24 protein-coding genes are annotated in these 25,540 nt (G+C 45.5%); 11 read left to right on the top strand and 13 right to left on the bottom strand.

Annotated features, from left to right (window positions below):
• Positions 1 to 2: 2 nt before the first annotated feature.
• On the top strand, positions 3 to 572 hold the full coding sequence (gene rfbC / locus U0033_RS25250; protein ID WP_072360439.1) for a dTDP-4-dehydrorhamnose 3,5-epimerase: 570 nt from the start codon (positions 3 to 5) through the stop codon (positions 570 to 572).
• Between the two features lies 1 nt (position 573).
• Positions 574 to 1,437: a dTDP-4-dehydrorhamnose reductase gene (rfbD, locus tag U0033_RS25245; protein ID WP_072360437.1), complete on the top strand. Its 864-nt coding sequence runs from the start codon at positions 574 to 576 to the stop codon at positions 1,435 to 1,437.
• Positions 1,438 to 1,573: 136 nt separating this feature from the next.
• Here the strand turns inward: rfbD and U0033_RS25240 are convergent, their stop codons facing one another.
• Positions 1,574 to 2,284, bottom strand: a complete 711-nt coding sequence (locus U0033_RS25240) for a TapB family protein (protein ID WP_072360435.1) — start codon at positions 2,282 to 2,284, stop codon at positions 1,574 to 1,576.
• A 142-nt stretch (positions 2,285 to 2,426) separates the two neighbouring features.
• Between U0033_RS25240 and tyrS the strand changes: the two genes are divergently transcribed.
• Positions 2,427 to 3,710, top strand: a complete 1,284-nt coding sequence (gene tyrS / locus U0033_RS25235; protein ID WP_072360433.1) for a tyrosine--tRNA ligase — start codon at positions 2,427 to 2,429, stop codon at positions 3,708 to 3,710.
• 93 nt (positions 3,711 to 3,803) lie between these two features.
• Here the strand turns inward: tyrS and U0033_RS25230 are convergent, their stop codons facing one another.
• The 3 genes from U0033_RS25230 to U0033_RS25220 form a co-directional block, all read right to left on the bottom strand.
• Complete coding sequence (locus tag U0033_RS25230; protein ID WP_072360885.1) at positions 3,804 to 4,295, bottom strand: pyridoxamine 5'-phosphate oxidase family protein; 492 nt, start codon at positions 4,293 to 4,295, stop codon at positions 3,804 to 3,806.
• Positions 4,296 to 4,413: 118 nt separating this feature from the next.
• Entirely contained in the window at positions 4,414 to 5,706 is a 1,293-nt protein-coding gene (locus U0033_RS25225; RefSeq protein WP_072360432.1) for an amidohydrolase family protein, read from the bottom strand.
• Positions 5,707 to 5,717: 11 nt separating this feature from the next.
• The gene (locus U0033_RS25220; protein ID WP_245801761.1) at positions 5,718 to 8,771 is read right to left on the bottom strand and encodes an amidohydrolase family protein; all 3,054 of its coding nucleotides are present in this window, start codon (positions 8,769 to 8,771) and stop codon (positions 5,718 to 5,720) included.
• 191 nt (positions 8,772 to 8,962) lie between these two features.
• On the opposite strand from U0033_RS25220, the gene U0033_RS25215 reads away from it, so the two are divergent.
• The 5 genes from U0033_RS25215 (at position 8,963) to U0033_RS25195 (ending at position 13,840) form a co-directional block, all read left to right on the top strand.
• Entirely contained in the window at positions 8,963 to 9,400 is a 438-nt protein-coding gene (locus U0033_RS25215; protein ID WP_072360430.1) for a hypothetical protein, read from the top strand.
• Positions 9,401 to 9,468: 68 nt separating this feature from the next.
• Positions 9,469 to 10,755, top strand: coding sequence for a glycerate kinase type-2 family protein (locus U0033_RS25210; protein ID WP_072360428.1), 1,287 nt, complete (start codon positions 9,469 to 9,471; stop codon positions 10,753 to 10,755).
• Positions 10,756 to 10,831: 76 nt separating this feature from the next.
• Positions 10,832 to 12,007, top strand: coding sequence for a mannonate dehydratase (gene uxuA / locus U0033_RS25205; protein WP_072360426.1), 1,176 nt, complete (start codon positions 10,832 to 10,834; stop codon positions 12,005 to 12,007).
• A 121-nt stretch (positions 12,008 to 12,128) separates the two neighbouring features.
• Positions 12,129 to 12,605, top strand: coding sequence for a MarR family winged helix-turn-helix transcriptional regulator (locus tag U0033_RS25200; RefSeq protein WP_083571515.1), 477 nt, complete (start codon positions 12,129 to 12,131; stop codon positions 12,603 to 12,605).
• 254 nt (positions 12,606 to 12,859) lie between these two features.
• Positions 12,860 to 13,840, top strand: a complete 981-nt coding sequence (locus U0033_RS25195; protein ID WP_072360424.1) for a tetratricopeptide repeat protein — start codon at positions 12,860 to 12,862, stop codon at positions 13,838 to 13,840.
• Here U0033_RS25195 and U0033_RS25190 read toward each other — a convergent pair.
• A complete protein-coding gene (locus U0033_RS25190) occupies positions 13,837 to 14,073 on the bottom strand; it encodes a hypothetical protein (RefSeq protein ID WP_072360423.1) in 237 nt (78 codons plus the stop codon). The two genes, U0033_RS25195 and U0033_RS25190, sit on opposite strands and share 4 nt — an antisense overlap.
• Before the next feature lie 140 nt (positions 14,074 to 14,213).
• Between U0033_RS25190 and U0033_RS25185 the strand changes: the two genes are divergently transcribed.
• From U0033_RS25185 to U0033_RS25175, 3 genes are read left to right on the top strand one after another with little or no spacing between them, the layout of a single operon-like run.
• Positions 14,214 to 15,065, top strand: a complete 852-nt coding sequence (locus U0033_RS25185; RefSeq protein WP_072360421.1) for a helix-turn-helix domain-containing protein — start codon at positions 14,214 to 14,216, stop codon at positions 15,063 to 15,065.
• Between the two features lie 56 nt (positions 15,066 to 15,121).
• Positions 15,122 to 15,400, top strand: a complete 279-nt coding sequence (locus U0033_RS25180; RefSeq protein ID WP_072360419.1) for a hypothetical protein — start codon at positions 15,122 to 15,124, stop codon at positions 15,398 to 15,400.
• A 14-nt stretch (positions 15,401 to 15,414) separates the two neighbouring features.
• Positions 15,415 to 16,071, top strand: coding sequence for a siderophore-interacting protein (locus U0033_RS25175; protein ID WP_072360417.1), 657 nt, complete (start codon positions 15,415 to 15,417; stop codon positions 16,069 to 16,071).
• A gap of 14 nt (positions 16,072 to 16,085) precedes the next feature.
• Here U0033_RS25175 and U0033_RS25170 read toward each other — a convergent pair whose 3' ends face one another.
• The 8 genes from U0033_RS25170 to U0033_RS25135 form a co-directional block, all read right to left on the bottom strand.
• Entirely contained in the window at positions 16,086 to 16,682 is a 597-nt protein-coding gene (locus U0033_RS25170) for a response regulator transcription factor (RefSeq protein ID WP_072360415.1), read from the bottom strand.
• A gap of 983 nt (positions 16,683 to 17,665) precedes the next feature.
• Positions 17,666 to 17,938: a hypothetical protein gene (locus U0033_RS25165; protein ID WP_072360413.1), complete on the bottom strand. Its 273-nt coding sequence runs from the start codon at positions 17,936 to 17,938 to the stop codon at positions 17,666 to 17,668.
• Between the two features lie 132 nt (positions 17,939 to 18,070).
• Entirely contained in the window at positions 18,071 to 18,436 is a 366-nt protein-coding gene (locus tag U0033_RS25160) for a hypothetical protein (RefSeq protein WP_143150710.1), read from the bottom strand.
• 367 nt (positions 18,437 to 18,803) lie between these two features.
• A complete protein-coding gene (locus tag U0033_RS25155; RefSeq protein ID WP_143150709.1) occupies positions 18,804 to 19,496 on the bottom strand; it encodes an AcvB/VirJ family lysyl-phosphatidylglycerol hydrolase in 693 nt (230 codons plus the stop codon).
• Between the two features lie 17 nt (positions 19,497 to 19,513).
• On the bottom strand, positions 19,514 to 22,099 hold the full coding sequence (locus U0033_RS25150; RefSeq protein ID WP_072360880.1) for a phosphatidylglycerol lysyltransferase domain-containing protein: 2,586 nt from the start codon (positions 22,097 to 22,099) through the stop codon (positions 19,514 to 19,516).
• Between the two features lie 100 nt (positions 22,100 to 22,199).
• On the bottom strand, positions 22,200 to 22,640 hold the full coding sequence (locus U0033_RS25145) for a universal stress protein (RefSeq protein WP_072360407.1): 441 nt from the start codon (positions 22,638 to 22,640) through the stop codon (positions 22,200 to 22,202).
• Between the two features lie 135 nt (positions 22,641 to 22,775).
• Positions 22,776 to 25,331: a family 20 glycosylhydrolase gene (locus U0033_RS25140; RefSeq protein ID WP_072360405.1), complete on the bottom strand. Its 2,556-nt coding sequence runs from the start codon at positions 25,329 to 25,331 to the stop codon at positions 22,776 to 22,778.
• Positions 25,332 to 25,363: 32 nt separating this feature from the next.
• Positions 25,364 to 25,525: a hypothetical protein gene (locus U0033_RS25135; RefSeq protein ID WP_177318592.1), complete on the bottom strand. Its 162-nt coding sequence runs from the start codon at positions 25,523 to 25,525 to the stop codon at positions 25,364 to 25,366.
• Between the last annotated feature and the right edge of the window lie 15 nt (positions 25,526 to 25,540).

Here is a 25,540-nt window from a genome sequence, read left to right as displayed (position 1 = left end):
ACATGCCATTTACTACCACACCTATTCCCGATCTGCTGGTTTATGAGCCTAAGGTGCATCATGATAATCGCGGCTATTTCTTTGAAAGTTATTCAGAACGCGTATTTCAGGATGCCGGTCTTGATCTGAAATTCATTCAGGACAACCAGGCCCGTTCTACTTATGGGGTATTGCGCGGTTTGCATTATCAGCTGGAACCTTATGCACAAACCAAATTGATCAGGGCACTGGAAGGTAAGATCCTGGATGTGGTGGTTGACATCCGTACCGGTTCCCCAACCTATGGCCAGTCTTTTTCTATCGAACTCTCTGCCGAAAATAAACTGCAATTGCTGGTGCCAAAAGGCTTTGCCCACGGCTATGTAGTGCTGAGTCCAACAGCAGAGGTCATGTATAAAGTAGACAACTTCTATCACAAAGCCAGCGAAGGCGGTATCATCTACAATGATCCAGTCCTGAAAATCGACTGGCAGATAGACCTGAGCGAGGCTATCGTGTCCGACAAAGACCAGATACTGCCTACACTGGCCAATTGTACACACAATTTTGTATATACTAAACCCACTGAATAATATGAAGACAGTGCTGATCACCGGTGCCAATGGGCAACTAGGACAGGCTTTGAAGCAAATAGCAGGAGATTATCCAGCCTTCAGTTTTTTATATACAGACTATACAGAGCTGGATATAACAAACGAAGAAGCAGTAAACGCATTTTTCTCTGAGCAGGAAATTCATGCCTGCATCAACTGTGCTGCCTATACAGCAGTAGATAAAGCTGAATCGGAAGAAGAACTGGCATTCAAACTCAACTTCGAAGCGGTAATGCACCTGGCTAATGCTTGCCAGGCAAACAATGCAAGGTTCATTCAGATCTCTACAGACTATGTATTTGACGGTAAAAAAAACACCCCTTATACAGAAGAAGATGATACAGATGCACAAAGCATTTACGGCAGTTCAAAACTCCGTGGTGAAGCCACTGCACTGGGCATCAATACCGATACCATCGTGATCCGCACCGCATGGTTATACAGCCAGTATGGAGTAAACTTCGTAAAGCGTATGCGCGAGCTGATGCAGGAAAAGGATAGCCTGAACGTGGTATTTGACCAGGCAGGTACGCCTACCTATGCAGTAGATCTGGCGCAGGTGCTGCTGTCAGTACTGAGCAAAGCAATCGATGCGCCGGGTACGCTGGGTGGTGTATACCATTACAGCAATGAAGGGGTACTGAGCTGGTACGACTTTGCGATCGCAATCCGGGATATGAGTGGACTGAGCTGTAATATTCAGCCGGTTACTTCCGACAAGTATCCTACTCTGGCCAAACGCCCCGCTTACAGCGTTTTCAACAAACAAAAGATCAAGGAAACATTCGGTATCGAAGTGCCTTATTGGAAAGAGAGTCTGGCAGTCTGCCTGAAACATCTATAAAACTTAAAAAGCCCTTCGCGATTGCGAAGGGCTTTTTACTTATACAAGCACAGACGAAGCGCACTTGTCATGCTATACAAGCATTATAGAAAGCTTATAGAACGATTATAGAAACACCTGTTAACTAATTGATCTTCTATTTTTTAAATGCAGTAATCTTCATGCTGCCCAACACTGAACCTTGCCGCTCCGTATCCGTCTTCACAATCCCAAAGCCCGGGGCAAACCATTCCGTCACATTTACATCCAGGTCCATTGGGAAATTAGTTCCCATCATCTGCACAGAAAAGCCCAGCTTATAGCCGATCTTAAAGCATTCCCAGGTGCCAGCTGGAGTCGTGATCTTTTCCTTACCCACTACTTTGCGATCGCTTATCTTCAGGGTCATGTTGATTTCCATACCATTCATGTTCCCACTCATTTCCTTTTGCCCGCCAGGCAATGCCTGGCCTTCTTTCATAGTAGAAGGATAAGAAATAAAGATCTCATCACTCCCTGCTTCCATCTTCATATTCTGCAACTGTGGAATGTTTGGCATAGCCATTTGCATATCCAGTAGTATTTCAGAGCCGGTACATTTAAACTTACCATTTCCGGTAGAAAGCTCCTTACCATTCTCATCTTTCAGGGTAGTAGAGAAATTTGAGCTAATTACATTTGCCGTTCTGTTGACGTTCAATACCTTCTCGATATTCTGAGCCACCAGCTTTCCATTCCCGTCATAGATACTCATTTCCACTTCAGCCTTGTTTTGCAGAAAATAGTAACTCTTACAATCCTGTTGCTGGCCATATAATAACTGAGCCGCCAGTACCAGCGGCGCAGCAAAAAACATTTTTTTCTTCATACTGCGAGATATATGCTATTATTTTATCACATGAATGTACGAAATTCCCTTAGTTCCGGGTTTCAGGGTAAAAGCAATCCCGTTTGCGACTGCCTAATTTCTGGTTAATTTCTTAGGTTTGCAAAAATTATCCCAATAAATCATGAACCTGATAGAAGAATTAAGATGGCGGGGAATGTTGCAGGATATTATGCCCGGCACAGAGGAACAACTACAGAAAGAGATGACCACAGCCTATGTGGGCTTCGATCCTACAGCAGATTCGCTGCACGTAGGTAGCCTGGTTCCCATCCTGCTGCTGGTACACCTGCAGAGGGCTGGCCACAAGCCACTGGCGCTGGTAGGCGGTGCCACCGGTATGGTGGGTGATCCTTCTTTTAAGGCTGCCGAAAGGAAAATGCTCGATCTGGATACACTCAGACATAACCAGGCAGGTATTAAAGCCCAGCTGGAGAAATTCCTGGACTTTGATCCTTCCAAACCTAATGCTGCTGAAATGGTCAATAACTTCGACTGGTTTCAGAACATCAGCTTCCTGGATTTCATCCGTGACGTAGGTAAGCACATTACTGTCAACTATATGATGGCCAAAGATTCTGTAAAAAGAAGAATCGAAGGCGATAGTGGCATGTCATTCACTGAGTTTTCTTACCAGCTGATTCAGGGATATGACTTTTTCCACCTGTATACTGCTAAGAACTGTAAACTGCAAATGGGCGGTTCTGACCAGTGGGGCAATATCGTAACCGGTACCGAACTGGTAAGACGTAAAGCCAATGGTGAGGCATATGCCTTCACCTGCCCGCTGATGAAAAAGTCTGACGGTACCAAATTCGGTAAATCCGAAGGAGGTAACGTATGGCTGGATGCCCGCCTGACGTCTCCCTATCAATTCTATCAGTTCTGGCTGAAAGCAACTGATGAAGATGCGGAGAACTATATTAAGATCTTCACCCTGCTGGAAAAGGCAGAAGTAGAAGAACTGATCGCACAGCACAGGGAAAAACCTGAACAACGTCTGTTGCAGAAGAGACTGGCAAAAGAAGTAACCACCTTTATCCACAGTGAAAAGGACTACGAGTTTGCACTTCAGGCTTCTGAACTGCTGTTCCGCAACGATACGGCCGAAATACTGCAATCACTGACTGAAGAGCAACTGCTGGATGTCATGAATGGTGTACCACAGGTAGAAACTACCCTGGCTGAACTGCAGGAAAACAAAGACGTGATCACCTTTGCCGCAGAAAAAGGCATCTTCCCAAGTAAAGGAGAAGCCCGCAAAATGCTCCAGGGCGGTGGCGTAAGCATTAATAAAAAGAAAGTGGAAGACCTGGCTGCAGTAGTAGACAGCTCTCTCCTCCTGGCCGGTAAGTATATCCTGTTCCAGAAAGGGAAAAAGAACTACTACCTGGTTATTGCTAAATAAAAAATTCCCGGTGGTCGGACAATCTTAAGTCTGACCACTGGTTTATATCTCTGTAAAATGTTGGCTAATGAAGGCCGTTTACGTTTTGTTCCCTTAGTCCAGGTCTAATTCTCCGGATTCTCCGTCCTGGAATTGCTTTCCCCTGATAATTGCTGTCAGCATGTTGAAGAAGATGATCATTTTACTGGAGGAGTTATCCCAGTACCAGGCCTGTTTGGTATCTATTTTTAACAGGCAGAGTTTAGGATCATCAATCCCGTCCGGGAACCATGCTTTTACCGCTGGCGTCCAGAGTTGTTTCATTTTTTCCTTGTCGATAACGATGCTGCCGATACCGAAAATATTCAGATACGTATTGTGGCCGGGATGTGCATAAATGAGGTTCAGCTCATTGTTCTCGGAAATCTGGGTGACTTTCCCCGAGTACTCGTTGCTGAAAAACCACACATTTCCGTCCTTATCCACATCCGCAGTCGCCATAGGTCGCGATATAACCTGGCCATGCTCATCGATATTCGTGAGCATGCATACGCCTACATCATTGATCATTTCCGTGACCTTTTTGATGGCGTCATCTCTTTTCATAATTGCTCCCATATATATGAGTTATAAGCAGATAGCAGTAAAAATCGTACCAGCCTATACAAAAATCGCTTTTGCCCGGCGGCAAAAGCGATTTTTTATGCAGATCTGCAAACAGCATCTATTTTAAACCGTACTTAAACTTATATCTTTCGTACAACTGTTTATGTTTATTATCCAGGCTAATTTCCCTTCCCTGGATAAATGCCTGCGTAATTACGCTCGAACGCATATCCATAATATCACCGGTACTGATTGTAATATTCGCATCCTTTCCCGTCTCCAGGGTGCCGGTTACCTTATCAATTCCAAGGATCTTAGCCGCATTAATGGTCACAGCACTCAGTGCTTCTTCCTTACTTAAACCATACGCACTCGCCGTACCTGCTTCAAAAGGCAGGTTACGCTGCTGCCAGAATCCCTCATTGCTCAGGCAGAACAATACGCCTGCCTGCTGTAACTGATATGCCAGTTTATAAGGCTGGTCTACATCATCGTCCTGCATAAGCGGCAGGGAATGTGGTTGTTTCAGCACGACTGCAATATTAGCCTGCTTCAGCATCGCTGCTATGCGCCAGGCATCTGTTCCGCCTACGATCACTACATCAAAGCCGAACTCTTTGGCAAAGTCCACCGCCACCAGCATTTCCTTCACAATATCACAATGCACGAACAGCTTTTCATCTTTAGAGAAAAGGCGACGTACCGCTTCAAATTTCAGGTTCGTTTCTGCATGCCTGCCCTGTGCCAGGTATACTTTTGCTTCTCTGAAGAAAGCCCTTACCTGGTCAATCTTCTCAGTAGCATCTTTGATCTTGTTATTAGGTGAAGCCGGCCTGTCCTTTGGCGGTGCCGGGGGAGGCAGGAGGCTGGGCATATAGAAGTGTAATGCGCCATCCTTAAGGTAAGCAGCATCTTCCCAGTTCCAGGCATCCAGCTGTACAACTGAAGAAGAACCGGAAATAATCCCCCCTTCCGGGGTTACCTGCGCCAGCAGAATACCATTAGCACGGATGGTATTGATCACTTTCGAATCTGTATTATAGGCAACCAGTGCACGTACTGACGGATCAATTTCCCCTACTTCCTTGAAGTCATTGGTAGCTCTTACAGACTCTACTTCGGTCAGACCCAGGTTAGTTACCGGCGCAATGATGCCCGGATATACATGTTTGCCCTGCAGATCAATGACCTTGCCTGCTGCCTGGGCAGGTGCTGTGGTGCCAACAGCTGTGATTTTGCCATTGGTAAAGGTCAGTACGCCTTTTTCAATGACCTGCCCGTTACCCACATGAATGGTCGCATTGGTCAGTACTACGGTTTCCTGCTGTTTCCCTGCCGGATAAATCGTTTCCTGCGCCATAGCTGGCAGTGAGCCGGCGATAAAAATATATAATAGAATCAGGTGTTTCATCCATCAATGTTTTAATTGTTACCATTTTCATCATCCAACAAGCTATGCTGGTGACCTCCCTGCAGGTCTTCGCAATGATAATTATCTTCTTCGGCAGGTGCTGCTTTCTGAGTAGGCGTACCTTTCTTTTTCTCCGCCAGCATCTTGCGGATCAGTCGGTTGCGCTCAGAACTGATGCGTTGACGCAGTTCCTTATCTTTCTCCCTGTCAAAGTATACAATACCATCTACGATCGTCTTGTCTGCTTTTGCATAAATGCTCAGCGGATCATCACTCCAGAGTACAAGGTCAGCATCTTTGCCGGTTTTGATACTACCGGTTTTATCTGCTACATGCAGTAATCTGGCCGGATTCAGTGTCACCAGTTTCAGTGCTTCCTCTTCGGTCATATCACCATACTTTATGCTCTTGGCAGCTTCCTGGTTCAGACGGCGGGCCATTTCCGCATCGTCAGAGTTGATCGCTACGGTAAGACCTACACGTTGCATAATGGTAGCATTGTAGGGAATAGCATCCTGCACTTCCATTTTATATGCCCACCAGTCAGCAAAAGTACCTGCACCGGCGCCATGTGCTTTCATCTTGTCTGCCACCTTGTAACCTTCCAGGATGTGTGTGAATGTGTTGATATGGAAATGGAAGGAATCGGCTACATGCATGAGCATATTGATCTCGCTCTGTACGTAGGAGTGACAGGTCACGAAACGCTTGCTGTGAATGATTTCCAGCAGGGTTTCCAATTCAAGGTCTTTACGCTTGTCCGCTCCCTGTTTTTCGTAATCCAGGGCACGGGTAAAAGCATCTGTCAATAACTGTTCTACCCCCATACGCGTCTGTGGAAAACGTTCTCTTTGTCTGTCTCCCCAGTTGGACTGCTTCACGTTTTCGCCCAGTGCGAACTTGATAAATGGATCAGCGCCTGCAAACTTGATGGCTTCGGCATCCGCGCCCCAGCGCAGTTTAATAAGCTGTGACTGGCCACCGATCGTATTTGCAGAACCATGCAGCAGGTGTGATGCAGTAACCCCACCGCTCAGTTGACGATAGATATTCACATCGTCAGGATTTACCACGTCTGCGATCCGTACTTCAGCAGTCACTGACTGTGTGCCTTCATTTACACCTCTGGAAATAGCGATGTGAGAGTGTTCGTCAATGATACCCGCTGTCAGGTGTTTGCCTGTACCATCGATCACTTTTGCGCTGCCCGCAGCAAGATTTTTACCGATCTGTGCGATCTTACCATTGCGTACAAGTACATCTGTATTTTCCAGTTTACCATCCTGCTCACCGGTCCAGACAGTCGCATTCTTAATCAACAGATCCTGTTGTGCAGGCAGGGTTTCCCAACCATACCCGTTGAACGGAAAATAGTTATTGCCAATGAATGCCTGTGGTTTTGTTTTGGCAGAATCAGTGGCTGCGAATGCTTTATTTAATACGGCTTGCCAGTGAATGTTGTTACCGCTGGTATCTACACCGGTACCACTCCATCCGTTGCCATCAGCAATACCTGTAAGGCGCAGCTGTGCGCTCCCCTTCTTAACCGGGAAAGCCACCTTTACCAGATCACCGCTAAAACTGAAAGAACCACCTACTGTATCAGCAGCCAGTAAAGACAAAGCAGGTGTGCTGGCAGTACCTTTTATCAACACGGTATAGCTGGCATTGCCCGGGCTTACAGTCAGTGTATAGGTACCTCTTATATCTTTCCAGTTATCATCTTTAATGCTATATTTCTTACCCTGCACCCAGTTTTGATAAATCACCGTATTCTCATTGAAAATGTTGCCGGAAGTAATGAGGAAGTTCGCCAGCTTACCGGCATCCAGGCTTCCTACCTGGTCTTCTGCTTTCAGCAGTTTAGCAGGTGCCTGCGTCAGTGCATCCAGCGCTTTCTGTTCGCTCAGGCCATACTCAATGGCTTTGCGCACTCCGGCCAGAAACTGCTTCACATCTTTCAACCCATCTGCGGTCAGGCAGAAAGGAATGCCTGCTTTTTCAAAGGCACCAGGTTCTGAAGGAGCCATTTCCCAGTGTTTCATATCACTAAGTGCTACAAAGCGTGCATCTTCCGCATCTTCCACATCAATAGGCAGCGGAAAAGAAACGGGGAGTATAAAAGCTGCTTTAGAAGCAATCATTTCGGGTATGCGCTGGTATTCATTACCACCACCTCTGATGATGTATTGCACCCCAAACTCATCACCGATTTTATCCGCTCTGAGCGCATCCCATTTATCACCTACTTCAAAGATCTGGGGCAGTGACTGGTTATCATTCCATGCCTGCAAAGACAGGTTCACACCTTCTTTCTCGGGATGAGAACGATACCACTGTGCATCGAGGAAAGTCTGGCGCAGCAAAGCAATAGCACCCATCAGAGAGCCGGGATAATTTTGCGTAGAACTACCTTTGTCAAATGAATACTGTGCGCTTGCTTTTTCTTTAATGATGGCTTTATTTTCTCTGCCATCTGCGAGGGTTACCAATACACCGGTACCTCTGGCTATACCATCCTGCTGATGGGTCAATACGGTACCAAAACCAGCTTCACGCAGGCTGGCGGCAGTAGCTGCATCTGTAGTGAAAATACCGGCCGCATTCACTTCGCTTTTAATAGCCTGGTTCCAGCCGTAAGCTCCTTTTGTAGCAGAGATGAACTGAGGATCATCGCGGCGGCTTACGTTACCTTTCTTCACTGCCTGTGTGCCATAATCGCTGTAGGCATCAATAAATGAGGGATAGATGAACTTTCCGGAGCAGTCTATTACTACTGCATCTGCAGGAATAGCGCCAGTGCCTGCGCTGATAATGCGTCCATTCCGGATCACTAAAGTTGCATTTGTCAATACGCTGCCGGCACTCTTTACAATGGTGGCTTTGGTAAAGGCATAACAGCCTTCTCTCGGATCAGCAACACCATTCACAGGAAACGTTTGCTGGGCCCGGAGCTGACCAGCGGCAAACAGGCAGCCTAATAACAGGCATACGCCGGCCAGCCTTTTCCCGGTCATCGTACGGGCCTTTCTTTTGAAGGAAAGGGAGATACGGGTTTTAATCATCTTTTTCTATTGGTTTTTAGCGGTTTAGATTTGGTATCGGATTATTATCGACGCTTACTGTTGGTGATGCTTAACGTTGTTCATTTGTTAAAATAAATAAATGAATTTTGGTTCCCATTATATTTTATATGATTGGTATTAATATTGCGGTAAATACCTATATTTAACAAGAAGAATCAATTCCTTTTTTTATGAAAAAATACATGATCTGCATAAGTAGTTTGCTGATGTGCCTGTTCTTAAGCGTTCATGCAAATAGTGTGGCGCAGGAGAAGCATCACCACGCCGTTGACAGCACTGGTAAACGTGTTCGCTGGACTGCAGAAGAAAAGGCAGACAGGATGAGCGATAAACTGGATCGCCGTCTGAATCTTACCAGCAAGCAGGATGCAGATATTCATACTATCAACATCGACATCACACGTCGTATGGATGCTATCAAAAGTAATACATCGCTCTCAAAGAAAGATAAAATGCAACAGGCAAAAGCACTGAATGAAGAACGTAGCCAACGCTTCAAAACAGTACTTACACCAGAGCAATATAAAAAATGGAACGACTGGGAAATGAAGAAGAAAGAACGGATGGAAGCACGTATGGATAAGAAACAACAGAAACACAATAACTAGTTACTTACAGTACCCAATAACATAAAAATGGATAAGGATGCTTCAAGGCATCCTTATTTTTTTTCACGATGAACACTGATGCAATTTCTATCTTTAATTCCGCGGTCAATGCCGTACAACCGGCAACGTTAATACAACAATGTATACAACACGATGCGGATTCGATCACTATTTGCGGCCAGTCATTTCCACGTTCTGCTGCTAGACCTATATGGGTATTCGGCGCAGGTAAAGCCGCAGCTGCCATGGCGCAGGCAGTAGAAACAGCGCTCCCCGACTGCAAACTTCAGGGCCTGGTGATCACCAAATACGGACATGAATTACCCCTGCAACACATCCGCCTTGCTACTGCAGGTCATCCCATTCCGGATGAAAACGGTGTAGCAGCTACATTACTGATGATCGAAATGATCACCGGTGTACAGGCAGATGATATCGTACTCTTCCTGCTTTCCGGCGGCACATCTGCGTTACTGGCAGATCATCCTCCCGGGGCCACACTACAGGAAATGCAAACCGTATTTGACCTGCTGTTAAAAAGTGGTGCAGACATTCACGAAATGAATACTGTACGTAAACACCTCTCCGGTGTCAAAGGCGGACAACTGGCACTACTCACAAATACACAGGCACTCTGCACCATTGTGCTCAGTGATGTAGTTGGCGATGATCTGCATGTAATAGGTTCCGGACCTACTGTACCAGATCCCTCTACATTTGCAGATGCAATGGCGGTGGTGGAAAAATACCAGCTCACCGATCTGCTGCCACTCTCTATCTATTTACACCTGGAAAGAGGTTGTGCCGGCAGTATCTCAGAGACACCCAAACCGGGGCATCCTCGTTTTGCACATACTTACACCTTCCTGGCAGGCACAAACCGTATAGCCCTCGAAGCAGCGGCCAACGAGGCGATCCAGCTGGGTTATGATACGCACATTCTCACATCCACACTAACCGGCGATGCAATCGCAATTGCTCATTCACTGGCAAATCAGGCAAAAGCCTGGACAGGGAAACGACCCGCATGCCTGCTGGCCGGCGGAGAAAGCACAGTGACAGTGACAGGCAAGGGACTGGGAGGTCGCAACCAACAACTGGCACTGGCAGCGGGTATTGCACTGAACGGACAGGAAGGCATTACTTTTTTAAGTGCAGGCACTGACGGTACTGATGGCCCTACAGATGCTGCAGGCGCCATTGCCGATGCAACGGTTATGCAAGTAGGTAAGAATGCTCAGGAACATCTGGATCAACAGAATGCTTATCCATTTTTTCAAAATGCCGGCGGACTACTGATTACAGGGCCTACACAGACGAATGTGATGGATATTATAATCATTCTTCTTGTATAGTGCATAAAAACATCATTACTTCTTTATTAATTATGGCGGGAAGTCCTATTTTTGACATTTAAACCTGTATATGCGTATGTTAAGAATGGAACAGACATGGCGTTGGTTCGGGCCGAAAGATCCGGTTAGCCTGGCTGATATCAAACAAGCCGGGGCCACCGGAATAGTAACGGCATTGCACCACGTTCCAAATGGCGAAGTATGGGCTAAAGAAGATATCCTGGAAAGGAAAGCGCTCATCGAAGCGGCAGGGCTGACCTGGTCCGTAGTAGAAAGCGTGCCTGTACATGAAGATATAAAAACACAAAGCGGCGATTTTAAAACATACATCCAGCATTACCAGCAGTCGTTGCGTAACCTGGCAGAATGCGGCATCTATGTAGTGACCTACAATTTTATGCCGGTGCTTGACTGGACACGTACGGACCTTGCTTATACCGTGGAAGATGGTTCTAAAGCACTGAGGTTTGAAAAAGCAGCCTTCATGGCCTTCGATCTCTTCATGCTACAACGCCCCGGAGCAGAAAATGATTACGATCCTGCTGATATCTCTATGGCCAAGGAGCGCTTCGACAGTATGACCGATGCGGAGAAGACACTGCTGCAACGCAATATCATAGCCGGTTTGCCAGGATCTGAAGAAAGCTTTTCACTGCAACAATTCCAGGAAGCCCTGGATAAGTATAAAGGTATTGATGCCACTCAGCTGAAACTGCACCTGTTTTATTTCTTACAACAAATTGCACCAGTTGCTGAGGAAGTAGGTATCAAACTCGCCATCCACCCGGATGATCCTCCGTTCCCAATTCTGGGCCTGCCACGTATAGTGAGCACGGAACAGGATGCACGCGAACTGCTGCAGGCAGCCCCTTATGCGGCTAATGGCCTGTGCTTCTGCACCGGTTCTTACGGCGTACGTGCAGACAACGATCTGCCAGGCATGGTGGAAAGACTGGGAGAACATATCCATTTTATTCACCTCCGCAGCACACAGCGGGATGCAATCGGTAATTTCCATGAAGCCAATCACCTGGAAGGCGATGTAGATATGTATGCAGTAGTCAGAAGTATCCTCGCTGTCATGCATAAGCGCAATCTAAGTATTCCCATGCGACCGGATCATGGTCACCAGATGCTGGATGACCTGCAGAAACAAACCAATCCCGGTTATAGTGCGATTGGGCGACTGCGGGGCCTTGCCGAACTACGGGGATTGGAATTGGGTATTGCACGTTCAGTCTTCAATAAATGAAAGCAAACACCTTCTGCCGTACGCTGGCAATTATATAAGGTTGGGATTAGAAACGAACGCATACGCAGCTGGATAGTAACCGGCTGAACCAATAAGTAACACCCCTGAAAACAAACTGCAAATGAACAGTTCACTGGATGAGCAGGTAACGCTGCATCTGGCACAACGGAAACGAAGCCTGACCAGACTATTGGGATTGTTGAAAAAGGACATGGACTGCAGAATAGTAGAAAAGTTACAACAGAAAGGATATAACAATTTTAAGCTGGGAGATTTGGTAGTCTTTATCAATATTCAACCAGAAGGAATAATAAACAACGAGCTGGCCAGAAAAGCAAGAATCACCAAACAGGCGATGAGCAAAGTGGTCAGGTACCTGGAATCTGAAGGATATATTTCTACTACGAAACATTCCGTCGATAACAGAGCCATTCTCATTTCTCTGACTGACAATGGAAAAAAACTGCTGATAGCCGCATTTGAAACCTTCGAAGAAATACAGGCTGAATACACAGCCCTCATCGGAGATTCTGATGCGGCTGCCCTCAGGCAGGTACTCGGCAAACTCCTCTTTACACTCCACCCGGAACTCGCATAATGGAAATTTTTCCAGATCCGGGAAAAACGGGGAATAATCTGACCACCAGGCACTACAATCACCCCAGTGCCTTCACAATCGATCAGTTCTCTATAAAAGACACGTAAATAATACGATATGCATTATAAAGGCACAGTATAATAAACCATTCATCCCTTATATTCAACATTTTTTAAATCCGGCATAAGCATTGTAATAGATATTTTTGTCTATTGACCTTGATTACTTTTAATTTTGTTCATAGGAAAGATTTTATGGTATCCAGCCGGATTATAAATAATGATGATGACTATATAGATGGATTGCTGGACAGCTCCCCTGCTATTGTAGATGCCATTTACAAGCGCTATTCCCGAAAGGTAAAGCACATGGTAATTGGCTGGGGAGGGAATATAAAGGAAGCAGCCAACGTGTTTGAAGAGGTCTTACTGGCCATTTATAACTATGCCCGTCATCACAAATTATTGCTCACGAACCATTTCGAGCCCTTCTTCTTATATGCCTGCCAGCTAAAGTGGAAGCAGGAAATGATGCAGAAAGTGCCCAATAAAGGAGCAACGTTCCATCCCCTGGCCCCCTCGCCAGGCCTGGATGCAGAACACATGAAATACATAGAGGAGGCACTGGCATGGTCCGGTAATATCCAGGACAATGACAATACCCGCGAAGAACTGGAAGAAATGCTCGCCGATCAGCGGGAACGCTGGTTTCACACCAAAGGCAATCCAACCACAAAAATCAGTATTTACGTTATCATCACCGCTATCATAGCTGCCGGTCTGGCCGGACTACTCTTCCTGAGCCCATGGCACAAAGATGTATACAGGCAGTTTTCCGGCACAGAGATGGAACATATACACAGGGAAGGTCAGGAAGCCGATACCGCCCTCCTTTTGCACGAAGCAGCCATGAGTTTTAACCACGGTCACTTCTCCCACACCATCCAGGTGCTGGATCAGATCCTCACAAAAGATCCTAAGCATGCCGCAGCGCGCTATTACAAAGGTGTCAGCCTGGTTGAACTGGGAGAACTGGAACTGGCCCGGAAGGATCTGGGGATCGTATTTGCGGAAACTTCACCTTACCAGTATAACGCCGCATTCTATACAGCACTTAGCTATCTGAAAGAAGGCAATAAACAACTCTGCCTCGAATGGTTGCTGAAAATACCGGATAGTGCACCCATTTATTTCAAAGCGCAAAGCTTAAAAGAAGAACTGGCTGAAAAAAACTAATTCAGGTGGATCATGTGCTTACTGAAGTGGATAATATTCTCTACTTCACCCTTAATTAGTTCATAGATCTGTACTTTATCCTTCTTAATCATGATTAACTGCTGGAGAACAAGGTAATAGGTCTCTCCGTTATGCCCACTCATCTGGGCTTTTAGAATCTCTTTTTTTACTTCTTCAAAACCAATAGCGCCTAGCTTCTGGTAGATCACATTTAACTCCTCAATCCAATTCATGGTCATAGGTTTTTTAATAATTATTTGGAACTCATAGGGTATATAAATTTATTCAATTTATAATTAATAAACAAGAGGGGTAAATAACTTTTTCGTTAATTCTACAATTTTCTCCATACCCATTCGTCTATCTTTATGATATGCCTCGGAAAAAGCAATTTATAGCGTCGCAAAGCCTGGAAGGCCTGTACCCGGATCTGCCTTCATTTGCCATCAAGATCATGTCCAGCCAGTCTCAGATAGAAATGGCAGCCATCGCGGATGTACACAGGCATAATTACTATATGCTGTTTGTATTGATAGATGGAGTCAGTGCACATATGATCGATATGGAGCAGGTGACCCTGAATGCTGGTGAAATGGGCTTGATTGTACCAGGACAGGTACATCTGGCCCTTCCGGAACAGACAGGTACAGGATGGGGGATTGCTTTCACGGCAGACTTTCTGCCGCTTATTTCACTCCCAATGACCCTCCAGGGGCCTGTGCGCCTGCCTGGTGATGAACTGGAGTCTGTGAATCAGCTCATCTGTCTCATGCAAAAGGAGTACAATGACAAAAAAACGCAGGCCATCCCGCTCCTGCAGCATTACCTCTCCGTGCTCTTACTGATCCTGCAACGCAATAATACGGAAGCACCTGCCGGCAATAAATCACTCCTGATCCGCTACCGTGAGCTGGTAGCAGCACATTACCTGGAATGGACCAAACCAGCACAGTATGCCGAAGCCCTCCACATATCAGTCGATTACCTGAACGAAGTAGTAAGGCAACATTCCGGGCAAACAGCATCCTCCCTCATTACAGAGCGCAGGGTACTGGAAGCCAAGCGATTACTGCTGCATGCAGAAGAAAGTGTGAAGGAAATAGCCTGGCACCTGCAGTTCAATGAAGTCTCTTATTTCAACCGCTTTTTTAAGCAACATACAGGCTATACTCCTGCCGCCTTCCGGGAAAGTGTACGGGATAAATCCCTATCTGCCCCGGAATAGTATAACGGGCCAGGAGTGAAGCATCAATAATTTTGTACCGAATTAATGATCTCTTTATGCAGCCGAACAATATAATACCCAATGACATGCATGCTATCAGCACAGAAAATAATGTGCGGTTACAGCGTGGGGCTGTTTCCGATTTCCTCGCCAGTCTTGCTGTAATTGAACATCCTGTAGATTATCCATCCTATGAAATAGCCGTACAGGAAATCATCGATCTGATGCCCGTACTACAATTGAACGGCATCTTTACACACCTTCGGTTGCGCTCACCCAAGGCCATCGCATTAATCACTGACCTCTTCCCGGAACTGACAGGGATAGTAGAGTAAACACATTCAAACATATGTCTTTAAAGGAAAAAGCAACCGCCTTCCTGATGGGGAGGATGGGAAAGACTGCGCATGTGCGCCAGGTAACAGCACTTGATCATCGCTTACTGCAACTTGAAATGCAAATGCCTGATTCGCTTGCATGGCGAAGTTGCCAGCACCTGAAATGCCAGGTAAGCAGCACCGCACTCAGAGATTACACCGTAGCACACTACAATGATAATACACGCATCGCCACCCTGATCATAGATGCAGGCCATATAGGCGAGGGCAGCAAGTGGCTCCGGCAGCTAGCTCCCGGCGATCCTGTAGCCTACATGGGGCCTGGTGGCGGGTTCCACCAGCCTACCGGTGCCTCGCAGCTGGTATGCATCGGCGATGCCAGTGCCATAGGTCATATCCTCTCCCTCTATCATCGCAGAAACCCGGAGCAGGGCTTCCATACCCTGGCGATAGATGAAGATCCCCTACCCACAGAAATTATGGGAATGCCTGTACGGTTCTCTGATGGTCAGGAAAAAGATGTTATCAGCTGGCTGGACAAACTCCAATTACCCTTACATGATACTACCTTTTATGTAGCTGGATATATTCCGATGGTGGTACAAACAAGAAAGTTGCTCAATCAGTTGGGCTGGAAACAGGTAAAAGCGGCGGGATTCTGGAAATGACAGGGTAGCCCTGGCTAACCTACCAGTCTTTCCTGCATAGCTTTAACAATGGCAGAGGATCGGGAATTGACATCCAGTTTGCGATAGATGTTCATAATATGCGAACGCACAGTGCCGACACTGATATGACAGTGCTCGGCTATTTTTTTGTAAGTATCTCCGTTTACCAGGCAATCCAATACCTGTAACTCACGGTGAGAAAGCCCATACTGCATGGGTTCTTCTTCCGGCTTACGGTTGAAAAAAGCAAGTACTTTCTGAATGGTGGCCGTATTGGCCTGGATAGAAGCTTCATACAGTTGTGCAAAACAGGCACTCAATGAAGCTGACGCTGGTACAGGTTCCTGTTTGCTGCTGATGGTGGTGATAGCTGTTTCATTATTTCGGACAGAGAATAACAATACATTGATATCGGGATAGGCTGCTTTCAGAATATTGGCGGCTTCGGTTGCTGTTAATCCGGGAATATCACTATCCATGAACACAACATTACTGATATCTTTTGCCAGTTGCTGTACCAGGTGTTTAGAATCCGCATATTCTCCTCCTTCCGCCCCTAAAGCATCCTCCCCGCTGGCCTGCCCAGTGCTGTTGCGCCGCACATTTTTCATATTGTTTTTTTTGGGTTTGTATAAGTTGCGAAAACCTTTATTTCCGGCACTGCAAGTGTCGTTAAATTGGTATAACTGTATGGCTGTAATGGAATAAATACACGGTCTCCCATACCGAAACAAATTTGAAACAAATCCCTGCAGTAGTCAATCCGATAAGTATATGATTTTTCAATAAATACTAATAAACAATTGTTTGTATATTAAAGAATACCAAAAAAGATTATAATCGTTTAAACGTAAGCCAGGCTATTGATTAGGGATGTAGGCAGGAAGTCGTGGATTACAACCAATTTACTCATAAAATTGGAGGCTCCCAAATAGTAAAACAATATGAAAGGAAAAGAAAAAGAGCTTGATCTCTGATTTCGTAATACAATATTAACTGTAAAAAATTTATGGATTACAAAAATGGGGGTGCCTTAACAATCGGTTAACCACCAGTTCAAAACATTATCTCTAATTTTGATATATCGTTCAAATATTAGTGACTGACTAAAAAATTAAAACGTTACAGTATACTCATTGACACGAGCTGTAACGGGTTGACATGTGAATGTTCTGGCCCTTACCGTAAGGTGAGGGCCGAGTTTTTTATAGACGGTAAAGAAAAACTAGCAGGTAACTTAACAGAAACCTGCGTACAGAAGCTTATGAAATCTAAACCGTCTTATGAGAAAAAGGTAATTGCGAATTTTAAGGTGCTACCTATACAGTTTTGCCTATGCGGGATAAAAGGCAAGACAAACCCCATATAATCTTTTTTGTAACAGGATGGAAGGTAGGAAGAGTTTTTTCAAATTCGGTTAATGCTCAGTTAATGATATGGTTAATACAGCGTTAACTGCGGAATGTTATACTCCGCAGTAACGCCGCTCCGGACAAAGGTAAACCTGACCAAATCCCCTAAAAGGGACGGTGCAGTGTAATTGGGCCGGTTAGAAAAATTAGCTGTGTGAATTGGGTTACACAGTAGGAATGGGTTACATCATCCAGAAGAGAAGGTGCGTCACAAGCGCTAGTGTTAGATTCTTCGCAAATCGAATATTGAAGCCTCCTTTTTCCGAGTAGTAGTAGCTTTCCTTATAGCGGTCATATGCTATGGGTGCGCCCAGCTCTTTCATCATCTTTAAGAATTCAAATAATGTTCTTTCAGAAATCCTTAACCTCTTTGCAAGGTGGGCAGGCTTTCCTGTGCCTTTGATCCTGATTAGGTAATCAATGGTTTGCAGTCTTTCAAAATAACGTTTAGGCATGCTGGCATAGTGGGGTTTACAATGTGCTAGAATAATAAAAATTTTAAGTCACTCGTTCCAGGTCTGCAATGGATTTTTCCTTGCTGATTTATCGGATAGCCTATTAAATGTTGTGTCTTCTGTATCGATCCCTTAATTGGTGAATGCTATTTTAACGGTTACCAAACTTCTTTTAACTCCATCCCTATCTTTAACTGGAATGCTGGATCTGCCCTTAAAGGCAGTCAGGAACGCATTTTTCATAAACTTATATTTTGAGGGTGTTAGATCAATTTTTAATACAGGATAGCCTGCATGCAAGCTAAAAAAAATTACTGCTATTTTGTTGCAGCTGCGCCTTATTTTCCAATCACTTTCATTAATTAAAAAATAAACTCCCCCGGTTGAAACCTGGGGAGTTTTCATCAAAAACCAACCATTAAAAGGCTCATCTGCAGCGGATTTCAGCACACCGGTGCACCCACCCGCTGCCATATCTTGAAATACGTTTTTATCCATTATAGTTTTTCGTGTATTCGCTTTCAGATAAATTCTCACGGGTAGAGACCCGAAAGAGGTTTCCATGGCTGACAAAATGCGGTACAAATCCTTTTTTTCTACATTACATTACTACGTTGTAATGATACATTACCGGACTGAGAATTTGGTTAATAAGATGTTAACGAATAAAAATAGCTACAAAAATCCCACATAATCAAATGACCAGCAATTATTTATATACATGGAATGGTATAACGTTTTAGCAAAAATTGTTAGGAGAGTTAACTGTTTGTTAAGCGGAAAATTTAGGCGATCGGCCAAGTTTTCATGATAAAAAAAACGCCCTCCCAAACAGGAAGAGCGCTCTCTTTTATTGAAATTCTTATCATCTGGGCCCCCAGTGCGATACCATCTGCGTCACTACCCCCGGAGCATCATCATTATAATGATGCCCACCCGGCAACACCAAAGACTTGTAATTCGTAATCGTCAATGCATGCAGGTCAAAATCATTCTCGTCTTTTCCAAAGATCAGCAACAATGGCTTATTCGTAATCGTATTCATCGCCGCCGGCACATTCAGCGCCCCCGGCGTTGAACTCTTACCCAACATATCCGCTACATGCACCACCATATCCGTACTCGCCGAAGGAGACAAAAATACCAGCGATAACGTCTGGTTCTGCAAACCTGCTCCCAAATGCTGATAAATGAAAGGCAATACATCCGCTCCCATGGAATAACCAACAAGCAAAAAAGAATGATTGTTCCACTGGTTCCCATAATACTGTAATAAAGCCGCTACATCTGCACCCGCCTGTTGTGGAGTCTTCTTACTCCAGAAGTACTTCAGGGAATTCAAACCAATCACAGGATAACCTTTTGCTGACAGCGAATTCACCATATCCACCGCAAACTTCTTCATCCCTCCATCCCCCGTCAGGAACAATATCACCGGATGCTGATTGCCAGCCGCAGGTGCCTTCACCACTACCGGCAGTTTGTTAATATCCGTTTGCGCATGGGCTGTCGCCAATACAAGGCTCAGTACACCCATTAACCATAATCCTTTCACCATCGTACACGTTTTTATGATCAAGCCTTCATTACTTTGCTCAATGCAGCCGGCAGCTGTATCAGGTCAAAATCATGTTCATATACAAGATACTTGTTCGTCCAGTCAGTTGCATACTTTTCCTTGAATTCTCTCAATCCATGATAATGACGGAATGCCCTGATCTTTTCGTACGCAAACTTTACCACCTGCTCCGCTGTATTCTGCGGTTGCTGTATACCCGACATAGGTACCAGGCCCAGATTCAGATACCGTAAACCCTGATCCTTTGCATCCTGTATCAATGCAATGATCAGTGAATCCATACAACCACCAGGTGCCGCCGCACGTTTACGAATCAGATCATAAGTACACTCCCCGGGAGCATAGTCAGGAATCATATTCAAAAATGCTGCCACCTGCCCATTCGCATCCGTTACCGTAATCACATCCTGGTCGCGGATAGCATCTATGTCGAACAATCCCTGTGAAAAAGTCATCTCTTTTACATCATAATCCACCAGCCATTCATCACTCACCTCTTTCAGCTCCTGTACCAGCTCAGGGCTCAATGGCGCCCGCTGTATCGCCGTTATATACCCCTTCGCAGCCAGACTATTCAAACCATTACGCAATGATTTTTTATCCTTTCCACTCAGCGTAAACGCCGTTACATCCACAATACCCTCCTGCCCTATCAGGATCTTCTTCTTCCGCAGGTGTTCAAAATAATACATACTTTGTTCGTCCACCCTGTAGAATGCAGGCTTCAATCCCATCTTCCTGCATTGCGCCTCAAATTCATGCAGCATAGGCAATTTTGCCTCATCTGCACATACCGGCTCTTCCAGTACAATCGCAAAACTACTGGCTACCCTGTAGGCGATAAAGCCCTCATATTTCTCAGAGATAAAGAGCAGCTTATCATCTCCTACCTTGAAATAATCCATCGCAGAGCTACCATATTGACTCAGGTAATACTGGGCCTTTTCCATCGCTGCATTGGTATGCTTTCCCGCAGGCAGATAAGGGCGGATGATGGTATAGAACAGGAATGCCCAGGCACCTACACCCAATACCCTGATAGCACTCAGAAACTCACGGCCAAAACGCGTTACCGGTTTCAACCCGTCATCTTCCAGCAAAAGGAAACCATGAAATGATGCACGCAATGAATGCAGCAAAGTAAAGTCCATTCCAAAATGCTTCACATTCAGGAAATAGAAACCGATCGTACCAAAAATCAGCACCACCAGCAGCGTTGCCACCGCCGTTACAACCCCGATATTCACCAGTTGACGGTTACTCTTAATCCGGTATTGCCTGGCAGTAATGAGCAGGATAAAAGCAGTTAACAATGCCAGTGTGGCCTCCTCATAATCCAATGCCTTACTGATGTGCCCAAAAGCAGATAATACCGATACTGTCAATGCTACAATCCAGGCACTGCGCAAGCCCCTGAAAAGAAAGGTGGCCGTAACCAGCAGTACCAGCCCCAGGAACACCACCAGCAGGTTGGATGCATGAATACTTTCTGTTGGAATATACCCTCTCAGCACGCGCAAACGATTCGCGAGCGGAGGGGTTAATACCGAAAAAATGTTTACCATGCCAAGCAGAAAAATTAACACCGGTGGCACTAAGCGCAACACCAGGTGACGACTTTTCAGGACAAAAGCAAATATCCCGGCCAGCAAAGGCAGCCAGAATTCAAAAAGACGGTATAGTAATGTGATTTCCAATGCCTGCAGAGAAGTAAACCCATAATTCGTCAGCAGGTAAGCCAAAGAGAGCTCAATAGCACCCAATCCCCGCAGGAATGGTGATACGATCAGGAAGATCGTAGCCACTATATATCCCACACAGGCCGCTTCTAAAGACGGATGCGCACCGGTAGCCAACATGCTCAGGTATAAATGAGCGATGCCTGCCAGCTCAATACCGGCAGACACCATTACTGTTTTTACAAATGCAGGCCGGTTCAGGTCAAAGGCGAAAATCTCGTCTACATGCTCCATCACACCCGGCAGGTATTTAGCAAGCAGCTTGTAAGCGGCACCCCTCGTCTGAATAGAACGCACTACCCAGACTACACCAGCCAGCGCCGCGCAAATTGTCACCAGTCCCCCTACTGCCTCCAGCATGGATTCGTCGTGCAGTATCGCATACCCCACCACCGGCAATCCAACCACGAATACAGAGAAAATACCTACAAATCCATAGATCCCTGAGGCCTGGTGGATCTGTTGTTTACTGATCTGGCTACGTTTCAGGCTTTGTGGCATATAAGCCAGTGAACTCACCCCTCCAGCCGGCAAAAAGATACTTAGCAGGTTCCGCTTCAGGAACAACTCAGTTCCTCTTCCAATGTTCAGCCTACTACCTACAGAACGGAAACTATATAGATACATCCATGCCTGCAGGAGAATATATCCTACTGTAAGCACAATGCCGATGATCACCCAGAAACGGTTTGCCCGCTCGATGGCAGGCATCAGGGAATAGAGTTCATGGCGCTGTTGCCTGAAGAAATAAATAGCCAGCAAAATAAATAGTACAGCCAGCAATTCTTTCCAATGCAGTTTACGCAACAACGGACCTAATTTGATCTTGTCTTTCAGAGGCATTACAGGTAAGATTTTATGTATAGCATGATCCTTACTTAACACACAAAACTACGTGTAAGTTGAAAGGCAATAAGGATATGGTAAACAGTTTAATTAAATTTTAATGCTTCTCTTTCCTGTATGGTACTACCAGCACAGGAATAGAAGAATGGCGGATCACAAATTCAGCGGTGCTTCCAATCAGTAAATGGTCCAGACCGGTGCGGCCATGCGTACCAATTACAAGCATAGTAGCCGCTTCATCTGCCGCCTGCTCCAGGATGTCTTCTTTTGGATTACCCAGGGTAGCAATAACGGATACGGTTACATCAGGATAATGCTCCCTGTAAGTTTCCAGGTGCGCAATAATATCCTGCAAACGACCATTCAGCTCATCGGCTGAAGGACTCACTGATTCGATCACAGGCACTACCTCTGTGTTCTTATCCAGGATAGAAGTAATGGTTACAGGAGACTTGGTGCTCCGCGCGAGTTCCATACCAGTAGCAATAACGCTGGCCGAATAGCTGCTAAGATCTACAGCTATCATGATCTTTGACATAGATAATCAATTTTTTTTTAAATGCAGATGTTTGTTGTGGTAGGCTTAGGTAAGGGCGTATTATAATGCAAATTTACTATAAGTATGGGGATAAAACAAAAATGGCTTCCCTGTGCGGAGGAAGCCATTTTAAAACTATTTATTTTCAATTGAAACCGTTCTGCTTCCTCTACCCTTCGCATCAAATACTTTCAGTTTAATGGTTCCTTTTTCTTTTATAGCACCTGCATAAACTTTACTCTTTCCGTCAGGCTCCTTGCCATTAGTAGTGTACCTGATCACAAATCCAGGTAATTGCAGGTTCACCAGTACGGCCCCATCTACCACGCTTGCACCTGCCGTAGGTATACGATAATTATACCCGCCATTATAATAACTCAGCTTCACTAATTCCTTCTTACCCAATGTATTTGCAAATTCGCTCCAGGCTGTTGGATATAAAGTACTGTCATTAGATGTTGTCCATTCCGGATCCTTCGCCCATGCTCTCTCTGCAAGTCCTAATAATTTGGGCAGGATCATGTATTCCATTCTCCCACGATTTTTCACCGTCTCACTCCACAGCAAGCCCTGCACACCTGCAATGTTATCTGCACCATAAGCAGTCAGCCGCTGCTTATCTTTGAAAATAGCCGGATCCAGCGGATTACCCAACGCATCCACCTTTGAGTTTTTATAATAGTCCAGCGGAATGAAATAGAATGGTTTATCCACATCTACAAATCCCCCCCAATAGAAACCTGGTTCTTCGAATGACTTCATATACGCCATATCGAAGTACATATTGCTCACACCAGATAATACCACTTTGTAGTTCGCATTCGCCAGGCGATAAGGCAGATCTTCTGCTCCACCACCCATGATATTGTTCCATACATCCACCATCAGGTTCTCTCCACTGAATCCAGGATTCGGCATGCTGAATGGCTGACCATCCAGGGTGGTTTTACGCATGCCCAGTTCTTCCCAGCCATACAGTTTCAATCCCCTGTTTTTCAATAAGGTATTCACCTTACCATAGTAGTAATACCACAGGTCATTGATCTCACGAATACGTTTGTCTTTTTCCATCAGCGCCTTTACGGCAGGAGAGCCCGCCCACACTCCGGCAGGTACCTCATCTCCACCCATGTGTACATATTCCAGTGGCAGCCCCGCTTCTTTGTACATGCCCTGTACCTCTTCCACTACCTTGTCCAGGAAATGATACACTGCCGGCAATGCCACGTTGATCACATTGTCGTTCCAGTTTTGTACAGAGTGATATACTGACTGATCCTTCGGATCTGATAATAAATACTCTTCAGCTGCAGCCTGTTGTCCAGCTTTTGATAATTTCTCAAAGCGGGCTTTCATGGCTACTACTGCTGCACGCGCATGACCCGGTGTTTCTATTTCCGGGATCACCGTAATGTGGCGGTCTGCCGCATAATGCAGGATGTCAATAAAATCTTTTTTGGTATAAAAACCACTGCCGGCTTCGTTATTCACGTCAGGACCTGAACCATATGCAGGTTGCAGATGATCCTGCTCATTTACAGTATGACCACGATGTGCTCCGATAGCTGTCAGCTCAGGCAGGGAAGGAATTTCCAGTCTCCAGCCTTCATCATCTGTCAGGTGAAAATGCAGCACATTCAATTTATAAATCGCCATCAGGTCCAGCAAACGACAGATATCATCCTTGCTATGAAAATTACGGGCTACATCGATCATAAATGCACGGTAACCAAAGCGAGGGCCGTCTGTTACATTCACCGCAGGGATGCTTATTTTCTTTTGTACACCAGCCCATGCATTGGCCGGGAACATGGATTTCAGGGATTGAATGCCATAAAAAATACCGGCACCTTCACCCGCCTTAATCTGTACACCAGTACTGGTCACTGTCAATGTATATTCCTCAGGCGCCAGGCTGGCATCTGTGGATAATGTAATGGTTGCATTACCACCATTGCTCACTACCGCTTCCTTACCAAATATAGTTTTCAGTTCTGCGGAAAGGTAAGCAGCTTCTTTTGCAAATGCAGGATCTGTGCTGATTGTAACGGCAGGTGTTAGCACCAGTTCCCCATTCCCGGTTTCGATCTTACGGGGAGTCGGGAATACCTTCGGCAATTTTTCCACCGGTATATCCACTGTATGCTTATTCTGTTCGTAAATATCCTGTGGAGTAATCAGACCGATCTTATCTCCCGGAAAACGCAGGTATTGCTTAGGTTGTGTAGATGGACGCACATTTAATGCCGGCATAGCATAACCTTTTGCCGGTTCCTTATCCCACACCAGGTACAAACCGTCCGGCGCATCGGTAAAGTTCACCGCCCATGCTTCACCAATGAGTGAAACACGGATAGAATCGCCCGGTGCAATTCCCTTACTTTCTCCTGTAGGACTGAGTTTATACAGGTCTCCATTTACATGCGCTGCACTTACACCACCGGTGGTTGGACCAGGAGTTACAGGTCTTACAAAGTTGAAATACAATTGCCAGCCCTGGGCAGGGAATGCCGTATGACCTGTATTGACAATGGTGAATACAGATAAAAACTGTGCTTTCCCCTGATAGTGATTTTCCCCTACCTCCCAGGATACCTTCAATTGCGAAGCATCAAACGGTGCCTGCGCCCAACTTTTGGTGGCGGCGGCTGTGAACAGGCCGCATACCAGTAAAAACCTCCTTAAATGCATATTCAGTTGATATTAATCGCCCTAATATAAGGCTATACTACAGCAAAACAAACAGAATCTACATAAGTAGTGAGTTCCCCTGCATTTAATTCAGGTAGCAGCAGGCCACAACCGGATCCGCTGCGCAGTGCAGCGGATCCGGTTGTTATGCCATACCCAAAGTCGATATATATAAATTCTCCTATCTTAGCCACTCATCAAAAAGGAAG

The sequence above is a fragment of the Chitinophaga sancti genome (genome assembly GCF_034424315.1).
GTDB lineage: Bacteria > Bacteroidota > Bacteroidia > Chitinophagales > Chitinophagaceae > Chitinophaga > Chitinophaga sancti.
Note: the sequence above shows the minus strand (reverse complement) of the source record. Positions and strands in the feature narration are given on the sequence as shown.

What these genes read in the sequence shown, in the direction of transcription:
- rfbC (WP_072360439.1), top strand. Translation starts at nt 3, where the DNA reads ATGCCATTTACTACCACACCTATTCCCGATCTGCTGGTTTATGAGCCT.
- rfbD (WP_072360437.1), top strand. Translation starts at nt 574, where the DNA reads ATGAAGACAGTGCTGATCACCGGTGCCAATGGGCAACTAGGACAGGCT.
- U0033_RS25240 (WP_072360435.1), bottom strand. Translation starts at nt 2,284, where the DNA reads ATGAAGAAAAAAATGTTTTTTGCTGCGCCGCTGGTACTGGCGGCTCAG.
- tyrS (WP_072360433.1), top strand. Translation starts at nt 2,427, where the DNA reads ATGAACCTGATAGAAGAATTAAGATGGCGGGGAATGTTGCAGGATATT.
- U0033_RS25230 (WP_072360885.1), bottom strand. Translation starts at nt 4,295, where the DNA reads ATGAAAAGAGATGACGCCATCAAAAAGGTCACGGAAATGATCAATGAT.
- U0033_RS25225 (WP_072360432.1), bottom strand. Translation starts at nt 5,706, where the DNA reads ATGAAACACCTGATTCTATTATATATTTTTATCGCCGGCTCACTGCCA.
- U0033_RS25220 (WP_245801761.1), bottom strand. Translation starts at nt 8,771, where the DNA reads ATGATTAAAACCCGTATCTCCCTTTCCTTCAAAAGAAAGGCCCGTACG.
- U0033_RS25215 (WP_072360430.1), top strand. Translation starts at nt 8,963, where the DNA reads ATGAAAAAATACATGATCTGCATAAGTAGTTTGCTGATGTGCCTGTTC.
- U0033_RS25210 (WP_072360428.1), top strand. Translation starts at nt 9,469, where the DNA reads ATGAACACTGATGCAATTTCTATCTTTAATTCCGCGGTCAATGCCGTA.
- uxuA (WP_072360426.1), top strand. Translation starts at nt 10,832, where the DNA reads ATGTTAAGAATGGAACAGACATGGCGTTGGTTCGGGCCGAAAGATCCG.
- U0033_RS25200 (WP_083571515.1), top strand. Translation starts at nt 12,129, where the DNA reads ATGAACAGTTCACTGGATGAGCAGGTAACGCTGCATCTGGCACAACGG.
- U0033_RS25195 (WP_072360424.1), top strand. Translation starts at nt 12,860, where the DNA reads ATGGTATCCAGCCGGATTATAAATAATGATGATGACTATATAGATGGA.
- U0033_RS25190 (WP_072360423.1), bottom strand. Translation starts at nt 14,073, where the DNA reads ATGAATTGGATTGAGGAGTTAAATGTGATCTACCAGAAGCTAGGCGCT.
- U0033_RS25185 (WP_072360421.1), top strand. Translation starts at nt 14,214, where the DNA reads ATGCCTCGGAAAAAGCAATTTATAGCGTCGCAAAGCCTGGAAGGCCTG.
- U0033_RS25180 (WP_072360419.1), top strand. Translation starts at nt 15,122, where the DNA reads ATGCAGCCGAACAATATAATACCCAATGACATGCATGCTATCAGCACA.
- U0033_RS25175 (WP_072360417.1), top strand. Translation starts at nt 15,415, where the DNA reads ATGTCTTTAAAGGAAAAAGCAACCGCCTTCCTGATGGGGAGGATGGGA.
- U0033_RS25170 (WP_072360415.1), bottom strand. Translation starts at nt 16,682, where the DNA reads ATGAAAAATGTGCGGCGCAACAGCACTGGGCAGGCCAGCGGGGAGGAT.
- U0033_RS25165 (WP_072360413.1), bottom strand. Translation starts at nt 17,938, where the DNA reads ATGCCTAAACGTTATTTTGAAAGACTGCAAACCATTGATTACCTAATC.
- U0033_RS25160 (WP_143150710.1), bottom strand. Translation starts at nt 18,436, where the DNA reads ATGGATAAAAACGTATTTCAAGATATGGCAGCGGGTGGGTGCACCGGT.
- U0033_RS25155 (WP_143150709.1), bottom strand. Translation starts at nt 19,496, where the DNA reads ATGGTGAAAGGATTATGGTTAATGGGTGTACTGAGCCTTGTATTGGCG.
- U0033_RS25150 (WP_072360880.1), bottom strand. Translation starts at nt 22,099, where the DNA reads ATGCCTCTGAAAGACAAGATCAAATTAGGTCCGTTGTTGCGTAAACTG.
- U0033_RS25145 (WP_072360407.1), bottom strand. Translation starts at nt 22,640, where the DNA reads ATGTCAAAGATCATGATAGCTGTAGATCTTAGCAGCTATTCGGCCAGC.
- U0033_RS25140 (WP_072360405.1), bottom strand. Translation starts at nt 25,331, where the DNA reads ATGCATTTAAGGAGGTTTTTACTGGTATGCGGCCTGTTCACAGCCGCC.